Below are 16,043 nucleotides of genomic sequence, written 5' to 3'. Positions count from 1 at the left end.
AAGGAAAGCTCTCTTCACCCAGGTAAAACGACGAAGGCGCGGGTATTCCGCGCCTTCGCCAATCACTCCTTACTCGCCCTGGCGGGCAGGAGCGTCCAGCTCGAACGCGGTGTGCAGAGCACGAACCGCCAATTCCAGATACTTTTCCTCGATGACCACGGAAACCTTGATTTCCGAAGTCGAGATCATCTGGATATTGATCCCTTCCTTGGCCAAGGCCTCGAACATACGACTGGCGACACCCGCATGGGAACGCATGCCGACACCGACGATGGAAAGCTTGGCGATATTGGTATCACCGATGACCTCGCGCGCACCAATTTCGCGCGCAGTATTCTCCAATACGCGCATGGCGTTCAGGTAATCATTGCGGTGCACGGTAAAGGTGAAATCGGTGGTGTTATCGTGCGCAATGTTCTGCACGATCATGTCCACTTCGATATTAGCCCACTGATCGGCCCGAGGATCTTGAACGCCACACCGGGATTATCCGGCACACCGCGAATGGTCAGCTTGGCTTCGTCGCGATTGAAGGCGATGCCGGAAATGATCGGCTGTTCCATGGATTCCTCTTCATCGATGGTAATGAGGGTACCCGGACCCTCCTGAAAACTGTGCAGCACGCGCAGCGGGACATTGTATTTACCGGCGAACTCCACCGAGCGAATCTGTAGCACCTTGGAGCCCAAGCTGGCCATTTCCAGCATTTCCTCAAAGGTGATCTTGTCCAGGCGCCGAGCCTTGGGCACTACACGCGGATCGGTGGTGTAAACGCCATCGACATCGGTATAGATCTGACATTCGTCGGCCTTGAGGGCCGCAGCCAAGGCAACCCCTGTAGTGTCGGAGCCCCCACGCCCGAGGGTGGTGATATTGCCGTGCTCGTCGACGCCCTGAAAACCGGCGACCACCACTACGCGACCAGCCTTGAGGTCGGCGCGCAACTTCTGATCATCGATCTGCAGGATTCGTGCCTTAGTAAAAGCACTGTCGGTAAGAATTCTCACCTGATTGCCGGTGTAGGAGACCGCCGGCACGCCGCGCTTGATCAGCGCCATGGCCAGCAAGGCAATGGTCACCTGCTCGCCGGTCGATACCATCACATCCAGCTCACGCGGTACGGGCTGCTCGCTGATCTGCGTGGCCAGACCGATCAGGCGATTGGTCTCGCCGCTCATGGCGGACACCACGACCACGATGTCATCGCCATTTTCGCGGAACTTCTTGACCTTCTCGGCTACCTGCTCAATCCGATCGATGGAGCCGACGGAGGTGCCTCCGAATTTCTGTACGATCAACGCCATTTGAAAAGCTACCTAAGCCCGTGAAGGGCGCCATTAAACATTTCCAGCGCGCCGACTGCCAAGGCCGGCCGGCGCTGCCCGAGGGCAAGAGGCAGGCCGTTACAGAGCTCGCTCGACGAACGGCGCGACCAGCGCAAGCGCCTCGCCCAACTTGCCGGCGTCGGTACCGCCGCCTTGGGCCATGTCCGGGCGGCCACCACCCTTGCCACCAACCACAGCCGCCGCCTGCTTCATCAGCTCGCCAGCCTTGAGCTTGCCAGTCAGATCCTGGGTCACGCCGGCCACTAGCACCACTTTGCCGTCGGACTCACCGCCGAGCAGGATCACCGCACTGCCCAACTTGTTCTTCAGCTGATCGACCAGCGCTAGTAGGGCCTTGCCGTCCAGGCCATCGAGACGGGCGGATAGCACCCTGACCCCAGCCACCTCGACGGCAGTGCCGGCCAAGTCGTCGCCGGCGGCGCTGGCAGCCTTGGCCTTGAGCTGCTCGAGCTCCTTCTCCAACTGACGATTGCGCTCCAGCAGACCGGCCAACTTGTCCAGCAGGTTGTCGCGACTGCCCTTGACCAGGCTCGCGGCTTCCTTGAGCTGCTCTTCGGCGCCGTTCAGATAGTCCAGCGCCCCGGCGCCGGTCAGCGCCTCGATGCGCCGCACGCCAGCGGCCACGCCACCCTCGCCGGCGATCTTGAACAGACCGATGTCACCGGTGCGCTTGGCATGGATGCCACCGCACAGCTCGATAGAAAAGTCGCCCATGCTCAGCACACGCACGTTGTCGCCGTATTTCTCGCCAAAGAGGGCCATGGCACCCTTCTTCTTCGCCGAATCGATATCGGTAACTTCAGTTTCCACCGCACTGTTCTTGCGAATCTCGGTATTGACCAATCCCTCCAAGGCTTTCAGCTGCGCCGGGGTCACCGCCTCGAAGTGGCTGAAGTCGAAGCGCAGACGCTGGCTGTCGACCAGCGAGCCCTTCTGCTGCACGTGTTCGCCGAGCACCTGACGCAACGCGGCGTGTAGCAGGTGGGTGGCCGAGTGGTTGAGTGCGGTGGCACCGCGCACCGAGCCGTCGACCTGGGCCTCCAGGGCCTGCCCGACACGCAGGCTGCCGGCGGCGACCACACCGTGATGCAGGTGAGCGCCGCCGGCCTTGGTGGTGTCGCGCACGTCGAAGCGCACGCCATGGGCATCGCTCAGGTAGCCGCAGTCGCCGACCTGGCCGCCGGACTCGGCGTAGAACGGGGTACGATCAAGGACCACCATGCCCTCCTCGCCTTCGCGCAGCTGTTCGACAGCGCCGCCGTCCTTGAACAAGGCGAGTACCTGACCCTGGCCGAAGGTGCCGTCGTAGCCAGTGAACAGGGTATCGGCGTCGACCTTGACCAGACTGTTGTAGTCGAGACCGAAGGCGCTGGCCGAACGGGCACGCTCGCGCTGGGCCTGCATCTCGCGCTCGAAGCCCGCCTCGTCGACGGACAGCTCGCGCTCGCGAGCGATGTCGGCGGTCAGGTCGACCGGGAAGCCGTAGGTGTCGTACAGTTTGAACACCACGTCGCCCGGAATGACGCTGCCCTTCAGCTCGCTCAGATCCTGCTCGAGGATTTTCAGGCCCTGCTCCAGGGTCTTGGCGAACTGCTCTTCCTCGTTCTTCAGCACGCGCTCGATCTGCGCCTGCTGCTGCTTGAGCTCCGGATAGGCATCGCCCATCTCGGCGACCAGCGCGGCGACGATCCTGTGGAAGAAGGTGCCCTTGGCGCCCAGCTTGTTGCCGTGGCGGCAAGCGCGACGAATGATGCGGCGCAGCACGTAGCCGCGCCCTTCGTTGGACGGAGTCACCCCGTCGGCGACCAGGAAGCCGCAGGAGCGAATGTGGTCGGCCACCACCTTGAGCGACGGTGCGCCGTCGTTGGCGCAGCCGATGGCCTGCGCAGAAGCGGCCAGCAGGTTCTGGAACAGGTCGATCTCGTAGTTGGAGTGGACATGCTGCAGTACCGCGCTGATCCGCTCCAGGCCCATGCCGGTGTCCACCGAGGGCGCCGGCAGCGGGTGCAGCACACCGTCGGCAGTACGGTTGAACTGCATGAACACATTGTTCCAGATCTCGATATAGCGGTCGCCGTCCTCTTCGGGCGAGCCGGGTGGGCCGCCCCAGATACCTTCGCCGTGGTCGTAGAAGATCTCGGTACACGGACCGCAGGGACCGGTGTCGCCCATCGCCCAGAAGTTGTCGGAGGCGTAAGGAGCACCCTTGTTGTCGCCGATGCGCACCATGCGCTCGGCCGGCACGCCGACCTCCTTGGTCCAGATGTCGTAGGCCTCATCGTCGCTGGCGTAGACGGTGACCCACAGTTTCTCGGCCGGCAGGTTCAGCCACTTCGGCGAAGTGAGGAACTCCCAGGCATAGGTAATGGCGTCGCGCTTGAAATAGTCGCCGAAGCTGAAGTTGCCCAGCATCTCGAAGAAGGTGTGATGGCGCGCGGTATAGCCGACGTTCTCCAGATCGTTGTGCTTGCCGCCAGCACGCACGCACTTCTGGCTAGTAGTGGCGCGGGTGTAGGCACGCTTCTCCAAGCCGAGGAAGCAGTCCTTGAACTGGTTCATGCCGGCGTTGGTGAACAGCAGGGTCGGATCGTTCGCCGGGATCAGCGAACTGGAGGCCACACGGGTGTGCCCCTTCTCTTCGAAGAAGCGGAGGAAGGCTTCACGGATTTCTGCGCTTTTCATAAATGGATGGATCCCGATAAAACTGCGGCCACGGCAAGATTGGCAAAGGGACGCATTATATCGGCCCCGGACGGCCACGGTAGAGCTTTCTTCCATACCGGCCCCGCAGCCCTCCGCTCCGTGCCGCGGGGAGGACGATGCAGCAGGCTGTCCGCGCCGTCCGGAGCTCCGGACGGCGCGGACAGCCTGCCCACGACCGGTACGGAGGACCTTGCCAGCGGACTCGGACTACGGGAGCCCCGGCAATGCAGGAACGGTCAGTGATTGCACTCGGGACCATGCACATGGTCGTCATCGCCTGCCTCAGCCGACTCCATTTCCAGCTGCAGACTGACCAGATTGGTGGCCATCGGACGCAGCAGAAGGTTTGCATACTCGGTATCGCCCTCCTCCACATCCACGCCGATCAGCAGCTGGCCATTGGCTTGCTGGATCCAGAGTTCACGTCCCTGCCAGATCACCGCAAAACGGGTGCAGGAAGTCTCCAGCTGGGTGCCATCGGTGTCTTCGAGAACAAGTTGCAGGGCGTCGGTCATTGCTCAGCTCCAGGGGTAGACCGCCACAGGCGGCAGATTCAGTCGGTTCGAAAAGGATAGACGGGGTCCAATGCCAGCAGTTTCGTCAGGCTGTCGAGGGCCATCCGGCACTTGTCGAGTCATCGGGGACGGACCATGCAGCGCCTTCGGCGTGGAGGCTCTCCACGCGCCGGCCTGGCGCCAGCGCCTATCGGGCGCGGTCATCGTCCACCGGCGAGCGGCACTGCACGCACCTGGGCGCCAGCGCAGAGCTGCAGGCGCCTGGCGGTCAACGGATCGACCACCAAAGTACCGGCCGCCACCCGGGCCGGGGCGGCGGCAATGCGGCAGTCCTGACGCTGGCGGTTGTGGATCAGATAGGGTTCTGCTTCGTCTCCCGGCGTGCCGACCGCCAGCACCAGAGTCTGGCTATCGCGCACGACACGGATCTTCGCCGTTTCGCATTCGACCACCGGGCCGGCGTCGAAGATATCGACATAGCCTTGATAGCTGAAACCCTCCGCCCGGAGCATCGCCAGTGCCGGTTCGCTGTGCGGATGCACGCGGCCGATCGCCGCGCGGGCCTCCTCGGAGAGGAAACAGCTGTAGAGCGGAAATCTCGGCATCAGCTGGGCGATGAAGGCACGGTTGCCGACGCCGGTGAGGTAGTCGGCCTGGCGGAACTCCATACGGAAGAAGTGCCGCCCCAGGCTTTCCCAGAACGGCGAACGGGCGTTGGCGTCGGACATGCCGCGCAACTCGGCGATTACCTTGTCGGCGAACAGCGTGCGGAACTCGGCGAGAAACAGCAGGCGCGACCTTGCCAGCAGGCGGCCATTCAGCCCATTGCGATGCTCGGCCTGGAGAAACAGCGAGCAGAGTTCGGAATTGCCGGTCAGGTCGTTGGCGAGGAACAGCGTGGGAATCTCCCGGTACAGCTCCAGCTCCCGCGAAGCGCTGACGGTCAAGCCAACCCGGTAGTTGTACCAGGGCTCGCGCAGGCCCACGGCGGCGGTCAGCCCGGCGATGCCGACAATCCGTCCCTGGTCGGTTTCCAGCACGAAGAGGTAATCGGCATCGGCCTTCTCGGCTTCGCCGCGAAAGCTCCGCTCCGCCATTGCGACGCGCTGCGCCAGGCGCTCCTCGTTGGAGGGCAGCGAAGTCAGACCACTACCGGCGCCGGCGCTGCGGGCTAGGTCGATCAGCGCAGGCAGGTCGGCGGTGCGCACGGGACGGACGATCATGCTTTCTCCACAAGGATCACGAACGCAAGGCTGCTCACAGGGCCACCAGACGCAGGCTGCCGCCTTCCCCGACACCGAGGGCCGCCGCCGTCTCGGCACTCAGCAGCAGCGGCTGGCCAGGCGTCCAGTCCAGCTCGACCAAGACGGCGCGAAAGTCCTGCAGGCCGCCGTTGCTGAGCAGATGGAGCCGCCCCCTTCCAGCACCGGCACCGATGGCCACCGGCGCCACGGCGCTGCGGGCGATCGAGCGGACGCTGGAGGTGCGCGCATGCAGGATCGGCCCGCCGTCGAAGATATCGATGTAGTGCTCGGTCTCGAAACCCTCGCGGGTCATGATGTCGAAACTGATCTGCGCGCGCGGGTGGACCTGGCCCATGGCTTCCTGGGCAGCATCCGGCAGCAGCGGCACATAGATCGGATAATGCGGCATCAGTTCAGCGAGGAAAGTGCGGCTACGCAGGCTGGACAGGCGCTCGGCCGCCGCGTAGCTCATGTCGAAGAAATGCCGGCCGACCGCGTCCCAGAACGGCGAGTCGCCCTGCTCGTCGCTCGGCCCGAGAATCTCCACCACCACGGCCTCGGCAAAGCGCTCGGGATGGCTGGCCATGAACAGCAGGCGGCCGCGGGAGATCAGTTCGGCCCAGGACGTGTGCACCAGTGTCGGCTCGATGTAGAAACTGCTCAGCAGGCTGCTGCCGGTCAGATCATGGCAGATCGATAGCACATGGATCTTGTTGTGGATCTTCAGCTCGCGCGAGGCGTGCACGAAGGTCTCGTTGCGAAAACTGTAGAAGGCCTCGGAATAGCCGGCCGAGGCGACGATCCCGGAACAGCCGAGCAGCCGCCCGCTGCCCGCCTCTTCGAGCACGAAGAAATAACGCTCCTCGCCATTGAAGCTGACCTCCGCAGCGAGCGAGGACTCGGATACGGCGATCTTCTCGGCCAGGCGCTCACGGTCGTCGGGCAACGAAGTGACGCCGACCGGGCTGTCCGCGGCCAGACGCTGAACCTCAGCCAGATCGGCCATTTGCGCAGGGCGCATCACCAGCATGAGACGTCACTCCTCGGGGTGGGCCGGGAACCCGGCCCGTGCCTTTCGCCAATCAGCCGCGGACCAGCCGGGCGATGGCCCGCTCGAAACGCGCCATACCCTCGTCGATGTCGGCATCCTCGATCACCAGGCTCGGCGCGAAACGCACCACGTCGGTGCCGGCCTGCAGCACCATCAGGGCTTCCTGCTCGGCGGCGACCAGCACGTCACGGGCCCTGCCCTTCCAGGGCTCGCTCAGCACGCTGCCGATCAGCATGCCCATGCCGCGCACCTGACTGAAGATGCCGTATTGCGCGCTGATCGCCTCGAGGCGGGTCTTGAAGCGCTGGTGCTTGGCCCTCACCCCCTGCAGCACCTCGGGGGTGTTGACCACGTCGATCACCGCCTCGGCCACCGCACAGGCCAGCGGGTTGCCGCCGAAGGTGGTGCCGTGCACGCCGGCCGAGAAATGCTTGGCCAGGTCGGTGCGGGTGAGCATAGCGCCGATCGGGAAACCGCCGCCCAGCCCTTGGCGGTGGACAGGATGTCCGGGACCACGCCGTAGTGCATGTAAGCGAAGAGCTCGCCGGTGCGACCGACGCCGGTCTGCACTTCGTCGAAGATCAGCAGCGCGTTGTACTGGTCGCACAACCGGCGCGCACCTTCCAAGTAGGCCTGCTGGGCCGGCAGGATGCCGCTCTCGCCCTGGATCGGCTCCAGCACCACCGCGCAGGTGCGCTCGGAAATCGCCGCCTCCAGGGCCACCAGGTCGTTGTAGGGAACATGGGTGATGCCTTCGGGCTTCGGCCCGAAGCCGTCGGAGTACTTGGGCTGGCCGGTGACGCTGACGGTGAAGAAGGTACGTCCGTGGAAGCTGTCCAGCGCCGAGATGATCTCGCACTTCTGCGGCCCGAAACGGTCGTGGGCGACACGCCGGGCCAGCTTGAAGGCGGCCTCGTTGGCTTCGGCGCCGGAGTTGCAGAAGAACACCCGGTCGGCGAAGGTGGCGTCTTCCAGCTTCTTGGCCAGGCGCAGGGTCGGCTCGTTGGTGAAGATGTTCGATACGTGCCAGAGCTTTCCGGCCTGCTCGGTCAGCGCCGCCACCAGCCGCGGATGGCAGTGGCCGAGGGAGTTCACCGCGATCCCCCGGTGAAGTCGATCAGCTCGCGACCGCTCTGATCCCAGACTCGCGAACCCTGGCCACGCACCGGAATGAAGGCGGCAGGGGCATAGTTGGGGACCATCAACTGGTCGAAATCGGCGCGTTGCACCTGAGCATGCTCAACGGACATCGGGAAACTCCTGCCACGATAGGCTAGCGAAGAAAAATTCTGGAAACACTCCTGCGGCAGCTGATTCCGCCAGGCAACCACGGCATGCGTCGCCATTCGCAGGGCTCCCCGCTTTCCGGCGACGGCGCGGAAAGCATCAGGAGCGCGCAGTTTAAACGCTGTGTGCCCCGGAAAAAGCGGCTCGACGAAAAATTCCCCGATCACGCCTCCGCGTGGAATCAGGGCTCGCCCGGTACGGTCGGCTCGAACTGGCTGCCAGCGCGGCGCTGGTTGCGATCCTCCCGCGGCGTGGTGCCGAAGAAGCTGCGGTAAGCGCTGGAAAAATGTGGCCCCGAGGAAAAGCCGCAAGACAGGCCGATCTGGATGATCGACTTGCCGGTCTGCAGCAGCAGCTGGCGGGCCTTGTTCAGGCGCAGCTCCAGGTAGTACTGGCTCGGCACCCGATTCAGGTACTGCTTGAAGATGCGCTCCAGCTGGCGCCGCGAAACGCAGACGTGCTGGGCGATCTCGTCGGTGGTCAAGGGCTCCTCGATGTTGGCCTCCATCAGCAGCACCGCCTGGGTCAGCTTGGGATGGCTGGAGCCGAGGCGATTCTGCAGCGGCACTCGCTGGCGCTCGCTGCCCTCGCGGATGCGCTCGACCACCAGTTCCTCGCTGACCGCGCAGGCCAGTTCGGCGCCATGGTCCTGGGCTAACACCGCCAGTAACAGGTCGAGTACCGCCAGACCGCCGCAGGCGGTGAGACGGTCGCGATCCCAGTCGAACAGATGGCTGGTGGCGATCACCCGCGGAAACCGCTCGACGAAATCTTCCTGCCAGCGCCAGTGCACCGCAGCCCGGTAGCCGTCGAGCAGTCCGAGCTGGGCCAGCGGATAGACGCCAGCGGACAACCCGCCGAGCTGACAACCTTCGCGCGCCACCTGCCGGAGCGCCGCAGCCAGCGGCGGCGCCACGCTGACGGTTGGCGCATCGGCCAGCAGCAAAAGCTTGTCGAAACCCTCCAGCCGCCCCTCCCAGAGCACGCCGGGCAGGCGCCAATCGCCCTCCTGCGGCAACTCGGCCTGCAGGATGCACCATTCATAGCGTGCCTGCGGCTGCAGGTGGACGGCGAACTGCAGGGCTTCCTCGGCCAAGGCCAGGGTCAGGGCCCTGGTCCCGGGCCAGAGAAGAAAACCGATTCGATGCACAGTCATGGCGGACGACGAAGCTTCCGGATGCCGGACGTTGAACAAGCTTCGCCGGCAGAGCTCCGGCAAAGACGAGCGGCATTCTAACAGGAGGGACCGAACGACCGCGCGGCCATAACTGCTGCACTGGCCCGAAAAATCGGACGCCCCGCCGCGGCAAGCCGGGGCGGGGCGTCGTCGGAGCAGGTATGCCGATCAGGCGCAGGCAGCGGCCCGCATGTCGCGATGGATGTCGATCAGTTGCTGCACCACCGACGGATCGGCCAGAGTGGAGATATCGCCCAGGCTGTCGTACTCGCCGACGGCGATCTTGCGCAGGATGCGGCGCATGATCTTGCCCGAGCGGGTCTTCGGCAGCCCCGGTGCCCACTGGATCACGTCCGGCATGGCGATCGGGCCGATTTCGCGGCGGACCCAGGCCTTCAGCTCCTGACGCAGCGCCTCGGACGCCGGCACGCCGTCGTTCAGGGTGACGTAGACGTAGATGCCCTGCCCCTTGATGTCGTGCGGTATGCCGACCACTGCCGCCTCGGCGACCTGCGGATGGGCGACCATGGCGCTCTCGATCTCGGCAGTGCCCATGCGGTGCCCGGAGACGTTGAGCACGTCGTCGACGCGGCCGGTGATCCAGTAGTAGCCGTCCTCGTCGCGGCGGGCGCCGTCGCCGGTGAAGTACATGCCCTTGAAGGTCTTGAAGTAGGTGTCGACGAAGCGGTCATGGTCGCCATACAGGGTGCGTGCCTGGCCCGGCCAGGAGTCGATAATCACCAGGTTGCCCTCGCCCGCCCCTTCGACCAGGTTGCCCAAGTTATCCACCAGTGCCGGCTGCACGCCGAAGAACGGGCGGGTCGCCGAGCCCGGCTTGAGCGCGGTGGCGCCCGGCAGCGGGCTGATCAGGATGCCGCCGGTCTCGGTCTGCCACCAGGTATCGACGATCGGGCAGCGCGCCTGGCCGATGTTCTCGTAGTACCACTGCCAGGCTTCCGGATTGATCGGCTCGCCGACCGAGCCGAGCAGGCGCAGGCTCGAGCCGTCGGCGCCCTCCATCACCGCCTTGCCCTGGGCCATCATGGCGCGGATGGCGGTCGGTGCGGTGTAGAGGATGTTCACCTTGTGCTTGTCGACGATCTTGGACAGGCGGGTCATGTCCGGATGGCTGGGGATGCCCTCGAACAGCAGCGTGGTAGCGCCATTGGCCAGCGGACCGTAGACGATGTAGCTGTGGCCGGTGACCCAGCCCACGTCGGCGGTGCACCAGTAGACTTCGCCCGGCCGGTAGTCGAACACCCGCTCATGGGTCAGCGAGGCATAGAGCAGATAACCGCCCGTGGTGTGCACCACGCCCTTCGGCTTGCCGGTGGAGCCCGAGGTATAAAGGAGGAATAGCGGCTCCTCGGCACCCATTTCCTTCGGCGCGCAGACGCTGCCGGCCACCTTCATCAGGTCCTCGTACCAGATGTCGCGATGCGGGTGCCACTTGATCTCGCCGCCGGTGCGCTTGCAGACGATGACCTTGTTGACGCTGTAGGTGTCCGGATTGGTCAGCGCCTCGTCGACGTTGGCCTTCAGCGGAACCTTCTTGCCACCGCGCAGCCCTTCGTCGGTGGTAATCACCACCTTCGACTTGCAGTCGGCGATGCGCCCGGCCAGCGCATCCGGCGAGAAGCCGCCGAACACCACCGAATGGATCGCGCCGATGCGGGCGCAGGCCAGCATGGCCACCACCGCCTCCGGGACCATCGGCATGTAGATGGTCACCACATCGCCACGATGAATGTCCTGACCGCGCAGGGCGTTGGCGAACTTGCAGACTTCCTCGTGCAACTCGCGGTAGGTGATCCGGCGCTGCTCGGACGGATCGTCGCCCTCCCAGATGATCGCCAACTGATCGCCACGTGCTTCGAGGTGGCGGTCCAGGCAATTGTAGGAGGCGTTGAGGGTGCCATCGGCGAACCATTTGATGTCGACATGGTGGTCGTCGAAGGAGGTCTGCTTGACCTTGCTGAACGGCTTGACCCAGTCCAGACGCTTGGCCTGCTCGCGCCAGAAGCCATCGGGGTTGATCACCGACTGCTGATACATGGCCTTGTAACTGGCCTCGTCGGTGAAGGATTGAGCAGCAACTTCAGGACGTACCGGATACACGGAGGCGGCGCACATGAGTAGTTTTCCTCGCGAAAAACACAATTATTTTTATTGGTTGTAATTTTCTAGTCTCTTGACAGTAGCCCAAAAATTCGACAATGGTCTTAACGCGAACTGGCCAGAAGCAGCTACGAAGAGCAAGCCAGCGTCACCCGCCCAGCCCGCGGAAAACGGGCCTTCGAGCCTCCTCAAGCCGAACGGTGCGGTGCCGGGATACAGAGGATCGGCGAGAGACCGATCCATCGCCGTCCTCCCAGGCAAAGCCACGGCGATCAAGCCCACCCGGCGCTCAGGCCGGTGCCTGCCCAGCCCGCTCCAACAGGCGCCTGGCCCGTCCCACCACCGGGGCATCGATCATTGCCCCATCGACCACGAACACTCCCTCGCCGGAAGCTGCGCCCGCCATGACCCGTCGCGCCCAGGCCAGCTCCTCGGCGCCGGGCATGAAAGCCTCATGGACCACCGCGACCTGGCCCGGATGGATGCACAGCAGGCCGCCGAAGCCCATGTCGCAGGCCTGCCGTGCACGCCGGGCCAGCCCGGCGAGGTCCTGGATGGCCGGGAAGATGGTTTCCAGCGGCGCGGCCAGACGGGCGGTGCGCGACTGCAGCAGTAGGGCGTAACGCACCTGATCCATGATCCGCTCGCCCGCTTCGCTGCCGGCGGCCAGGCCCAGATCCAGCCCCAGATCGAGACCACCATAGGTCAACCGCTCCACCCCGGGAACACGGGCGATCGCCGGCAGGGCATTCACCCCCGCGGCGCTCTCGACCGCCGGCCACACCGGCTTGCCGGCCGCCGCCACCAGACTGACCTGCACCGCGCTCTCCACCTTGGGCAACACCACGCCGAGAATGCCCGGCTGGCGGCGGCACAGCTCCAGATCCGCGGCCTGCTGGGAATGGACCGGGGCATTGATGCGCACCAGCAGGCGGGCCTGCGGATGGTCGGTCAGGAAAGCATCCAGATTGGCACGCGCCTCGGCCTTGAGGTCTTCCTCGACGGCGTCCTCGAGATCGACGATGACCGCGTCGGCGCCGCTGGCCAGCGCCTTGGGAATACGCTCCGGGCGGCTGGCCGGGACGAACAGGGCGGAACGGATGGGAGCTGGATGCATGGGTGTTTCTCGCTTGTTCTCGTTATGGGAAATGCATGATGCCCGAACGGGGATCGCACCGAACGATCAAAGCGCGCCACCCCGCGCATCGCAAGCGCGGCGGCGAGACAGACGGGACGAAGAGACGCAGCGAGATGGCGGGAGCGGGTAAAAAAGAGGGCGACCCGAGGTCGCCCGCCCATCATTCCACTTAGGAATGCAAACAAAACACTTGGATCGCATCTCCCGATCCAGGACAGCGTCCTTATACCCGACAGCCCCTTGGGCAAGGGATTGCACCAAGGTCTAACGACTGCGCGAACCCTCGTCCTAGACCGCTCCGCCGCTCATCCCCGGCGGCTGCGCCCTGGCCTCCGAATGAGGCGAGCTGATCCTCTCGCGCAGCCGATCGGCCATTTCCAAGCCCAGCTCGGTAGCCGCGTCGCGCCCCTCCTCGACCTTCACCTTGAGCTTGTCGGTCAGTTGATCGCTGGCTTCGCCGAGCAGCTCGTCCTCTTGGCGGGTGGTCGGCAGCACGCCGGCGATCAGCGCCCCCACCGCGATGCCGAGTGCACCCAGTACCAGCGGCTGCTCGTGCAGCAGGGTGTCGAAGCTGCCGCGCGCCTGCTGCGCCCGGTGCCGCAGCGAGTCGGCGACATGCTGGCCGGAGTCGCTCAGGTGATGGCGGACCGAACCCAGGCTGTCACTCACATGCTGGCGTGCCGAGCCGAGCGTTTCACCCACCTCCTCGCCCAGATGCCCGGCCTTCTCGCGGATACCGGCGGCCTGCTGCCTGGCCTTCTCCGTCAGCGACGGGCCGCTCGACTCTACGCCCGCCCCCTCGACATAGACGCGACTCACCGGCGTGCGGTTCTGGCTGGTCATCAGCCATAGCAGCCCGATCGAGGTCAGCACGGTCGGCAGCGGATTGGCGGCGACCGTGTGGGTCAGGTTGGACATGAACTCACCGCTATGCCCCTTGGTATACCCCAAGGCCTTGTCCAGCAACTCGCCGGGGGACAGCTTGTTTTCCAGGGCATGCACGATGTTGCTGATTTCTGCGCGCTGCTGATCGATTTCCCGCTCCAGGGTTTCCGGATCTTTCTGCGCTTCGAGGTCGATTCTGCTCTGCGTGCTCATGGGGCAGTCTCCCGGATGGCAGCTTTGTCTTTCTGCAGGCTATGCAGCGTGCGCGTCGGCTTGAAGGCGGACGGGGCGAACTTCTTCTTGCCGCCCTGGACCATCACATAGCCGACCACCATCACGATCACACCGACGATCAGGGCCGCCAGCCAGGCGTCCATCACCTGGCTCAGGGCATAGACCACCGCCTGCAGAAGGATGATGAGGCCGGCCAACAGCACCGCCCCGCCGCCGGCCAGGGACATGAGGCCGGCTTTGGTGGCGTTGATCGACTCGCTGATCTCGACCTTGGCCAGGGCCAGCTCCTTGGTGACCAGCGAAGGCAGCTCCCGGCCCAACTGGCCAAGCAGCCCCACGATGCTGCTGCCCGCCTCGGCCTCCGTGCGGGCGGTATGAGGATGAATGGTCGCACTGGGCCGTCCCGTCTCCGCCCGGATCGTCTCGGGGCGGGCCGCCCGCGCCTGTGCCGCTTCGGGACGGATCGCCTCGGGCCGCGGCGTTTCGGGGCTGGCCAGGTCAGGCCTAGCCACGTCGGGGCGGGCCTGGTTCGGCGGATAGTTCCGATTGCCGGTCGATTCGCTCATCGCTGCATTCCTCCATTCGGGCCTTTGTCGTCTCGGCTGATCGCACCGGTGCTCTCGGGAGCGCTAGCCCGGCTAGTGCCGGTCATACCCAGACCGCCCTGGCCGATGTCGCCGGGCGGCAGCCGGGTAGTACTTGTGTCAGAGGGACTGCCGGTGCTGACGGTGCCGTCCGGCATGGCAGTGACCGGGGTCCCGGTGCTCGCCGAGCCGGACTGGCTGGTGCTGCTCCCAGGTCCCGCCTGCGCGAAGGCGCTGCTGGAAGCGGTGCTTTCCGGCGGCCGGGAAGGCTGTGGGGAACGGCGCCCGGAGGCGCGGGCAAAACGGGTCAGGCCGAAGCCGACGGCAACGCTGCCGGCGAGAAACAGCGCCGGGTTTTCCCTGGCCAGGCGGTCGGTTTCATTGAACAGCTGCTCGACGTTCTTGCCGCGCAGCTGGTCGGCAAACTTGAACAGGCGGTCGGCAGCGTCCAGCACATAGTTCGACAGCCGCTGTTCGTCCTGCTCCTCGAGCTCGCAAGCCGCCGCGCGAGCCCCCTCGGCGATCTTCTCCAGCTCATCCGCGGCACTTTGGGTGTAGGTTTCCAGCGGGTCCTTGCTGCGGGCTTGTCGCCTGGTTTCGCTGGATACCTGATCGGCACCCTGCGCCGGCGGCTCGTTAAAAACATTGCCGGCCGGAAACCCTTTGCGGCCATTGGGTCGTGGAGTGCGTTCAGTAGGTCTGGGCATGGTCTTGTCCACCTCGATTTCTCTGCAAGCCACCGTTCCCTTGCAGGGGGTGGTGCAATGTCGGAAAAACAGCCTTCTTACTTGCGTCCCTCTCAGTAGGTGACAGGCCTTTTCCCAGCGAGTTCGAGCGAAACGATGAACTCCGGCTCGACGGCAATCGGCGCAGTCTGCTGAACTTTCCCGCTGCTTTCGCAATCCACCGGGAAACCCGCGAACGGAGGGAAAGCCCATGAAAGCCCTGCTCGGATTTACCGCAGCCAGCGCCCTGCTGGCCTCCCTGTCCAGCTTCGCCTGCACCGAGGACGACATCTCCTTCAAGGCCCGCGAGCTCGCTGTCAACGTGCATACGCTCACCGCGAGCGACCCGCAGAAAGCCCAGGAGATTTACCGGGAAGTACGAAGAATGCGGCCCGAAGAACGGGCCGAAGCGCTGCCCGACGAATGCGCAGCCTACGAGCAGCGCTCGCTGGAGCTGGAAGAGGCGACGGCCAAGGCCGAGAGCCAGGGGATAGCGGGCTACTACTGAGCCCTCGGCCGGGGCCAATCCCCGCGCTTCGCATGGCGGCGCAAAGGCGAAGCGGAAGCTGTGCCGTCGAACGGCGAGCAGCGTAGCTACCCTGCCCCGGTTTCGGAACGGAGCCGCTTGGCGACCGCCGCGAAGAGGCTCAATCGCCCTCATGGTTGATCGGTCCCTCGCGGAACAGATACTCCTTGAGTTCGCCGGAAAACTTGGGGTCTTTCCGGCGGATCCACTCCAGCACCATGGATGCGTGTTCCTTCTCCTCGTCGCGGTTGTGCGCGAGGATGGCCCTGAGCTCCGGGTCCCGGCAGGCATCGACTCGCTGGTTGTACCAGTCGATGGCTTCGAGTTCCTCCATCAGCGAAACGATGGCCCGGTGCATGTCACGGGTTTCGGCGGAAAGCTCTTCGATGGGCTCGTGATAACCGACGCTGGACATATCCTTTCTCCTGTGGGTTTGGGCGAACGAACCGCTCGATTCGCCCGATACGAAGACGCTGAAGACAGCCGCCCTCGGCACGGCGCGGACCTGCA

General features: G+C 64.9%; 12 protein-coding genes and 2 pseudogenes. 1 reads left to right on the top strand and 13 read right to left on the bottom strand.

Going from position 1 to position 16,043, the window contains the following annotated elements; genetic code table 11:
* Positions 1–69: 69 nt before the first annotated feature.
* The 12 genes and pseudogenes from Atro_RS20190 to Atro_RS20135 form a co-directional block, all read right to left on the bottom strand.
* Positions 70–1,304 (bottom strand): annotated as a pseudogene (locus Atro_RS20190) (aspartate kinase).
* Between the two features lie 99 nt (positions 1,305–1,403).
* Positions 1,404–4,028 carry an alanine--tRNA ligase gene (alaS, locus tag Atro_RS20185; protein ID WP_497925236.1) on the bottom strand — a complete coding sequence of 875 codons (2,625 nt, stop codon included), beginning with the start codon at positions 4,026–4,028 and terminating at the stop codon, positions 1,404–1,406.
* A 257-nt stretch (positions 4,029–4,285) separates the two neighbouring features.
* On the bottom strand, positions 4,286–4,564 hold the full coding sequence (locus tag Atro_RS20180; protein WP_497925234.1) for a topoisomerase II: 279 nt from the start codon (positions 4,562–4,564) through the stop codon (positions 4,286–4,288).
* A gap of 200 nt (positions 4,565–4,764) precedes the next feature.
* On the bottom strand, positions 4,765–5,787 hold the full coding sequence (gene astA, locus Atro_RS20175) for an arginine N-succinyltransferase (protein WP_497925232.1): 1,023 nt from the start codon (positions 5,785–5,787) through the stop codon (positions 4,765–4,767).
* 34 nt (positions 5,788–5,821) lie between these two features.
* Complete coding sequence (gene aruF, locus Atro_RS20170) at positions 5,822–6,838, bottom strand: arginine/ornithine succinyltransferase subunit alpha (RefSeq protein ID WP_497925230.1); 1,017 nt, start codon at positions 6,836–6,838, stop codon at positions 5,822–5,824.
* Positions 6,839–6,890: 52 nt separating this feature from the next.
* Positions 6,891–8,109: pseudogene (locus Atro_RS20165) on the bottom strand (aspartate aminotransferase family protein).
* Between the two features lie 218 nt (positions 8,110–8,327).
* A complete protein-coding gene (locus Atro_RS20160) occupies positions 8,328–9,302 on the bottom strand; it encodes a GlxA family transcriptional regulator (RefSeq protein WP_497925228.1) in 975 nt (324 codons plus the stop codon).
* A 189-nt stretch (positions 9,303–9,491) separates the two neighbouring features.
* Entirely contained in the window at positions 9,492–11,456 is a 1,965-nt protein-coding gene (gene acs, locus Atro_RS20155) for an acetate--CoA ligase (protein ID WP_497925225.1), read from the bottom strand.
* 274 nt (positions 11,457–11,730) lie between these two features.
* Positions 11,731–12,558 carry an HpcH/HpaI aldolase/citrate lyase family protein gene (locus Atro_RS20150; RefSeq protein ID WP_497925223.1) on the bottom strand — a complete coding sequence of 276 codons (828 nt, stop codon included), beginning with the start codon at positions 12,556–12,558 and terminating at the stop codon, positions 11,731–11,733.
* Between the two features lie 309 nt (positions 12,559–12,867).
* On the bottom strand, positions 12,868–13,677 hold the full coding sequence (locus Atro_RS20145) for a DUF3618 domain-containing protein (protein ID WP_497925221.1): 810 nt from the start codon (positions 13,675–13,677) through the stop codon (positions 12,868–12,870).
* Positions 13,674–14,084 carry a phage holin family protein gene (locus Atro_RS20140; RefSeq protein ID WP_497927718.1) on the bottom strand — a complete coding sequence of 137 codons (411 nt, stop codon included), beginning with the start codon at positions 14,082–14,084 and terminating at the stop codon, positions 13,674–13,676. Before Atro_RS20140 ends, Atro_RS20145 begins: the two co-directional genes overlap by 4 nt.
* Positions 14,085–14,260: 176 nt before the next feature.
* A complete protein-coding gene (locus Atro_RS20135) occupies positions 14,261–14,989 on the bottom strand; it encodes a hypothetical protein (RefSeq protein ID WP_497925219.1) in 729 nt (242 codons plus the stop codon).
* A gap of 229 nt (positions 14,990–15,218) precedes the next feature.
* On the opposite strand from Atro_RS20135, the gene Atro_RS20130 reads away from it, so the two are divergent.
* Entirely contained in the window at positions 15,219–15,515 is a 297-nt protein-coding gene (locus tag Atro_RS20130) for a hypothetical protein (protein ID WP_497925217.1), read from the top strand.
* A 139-nt stretch (positions 15,516–15,654) separates the two neighbouring features.
* Here Atro_RS20130 and Atro_RS20125 read toward each other — a convergent pair whose 3' ends face one another.
* Complete coding sequence (locus Atro_RS20125; RefSeq protein ID WP_497925213.1) at positions 15,655–15,948, bottom strand: encapsulin-associated ferritin-like protein; 294 nt, start codon at positions 15,946–15,948, stop codon at positions 15,655–15,657.
* Positions 15,949–16,043: the final 95 nt, after the last annotated feature.

Source organism: Azotobacter tropicalis, assembly GCF_059739045.1.
The sequence above is the reverse complement of the archived record's forward strand: the minus strand, read 5'-3'. Positions and strand labels throughout refer to the sequence as shown.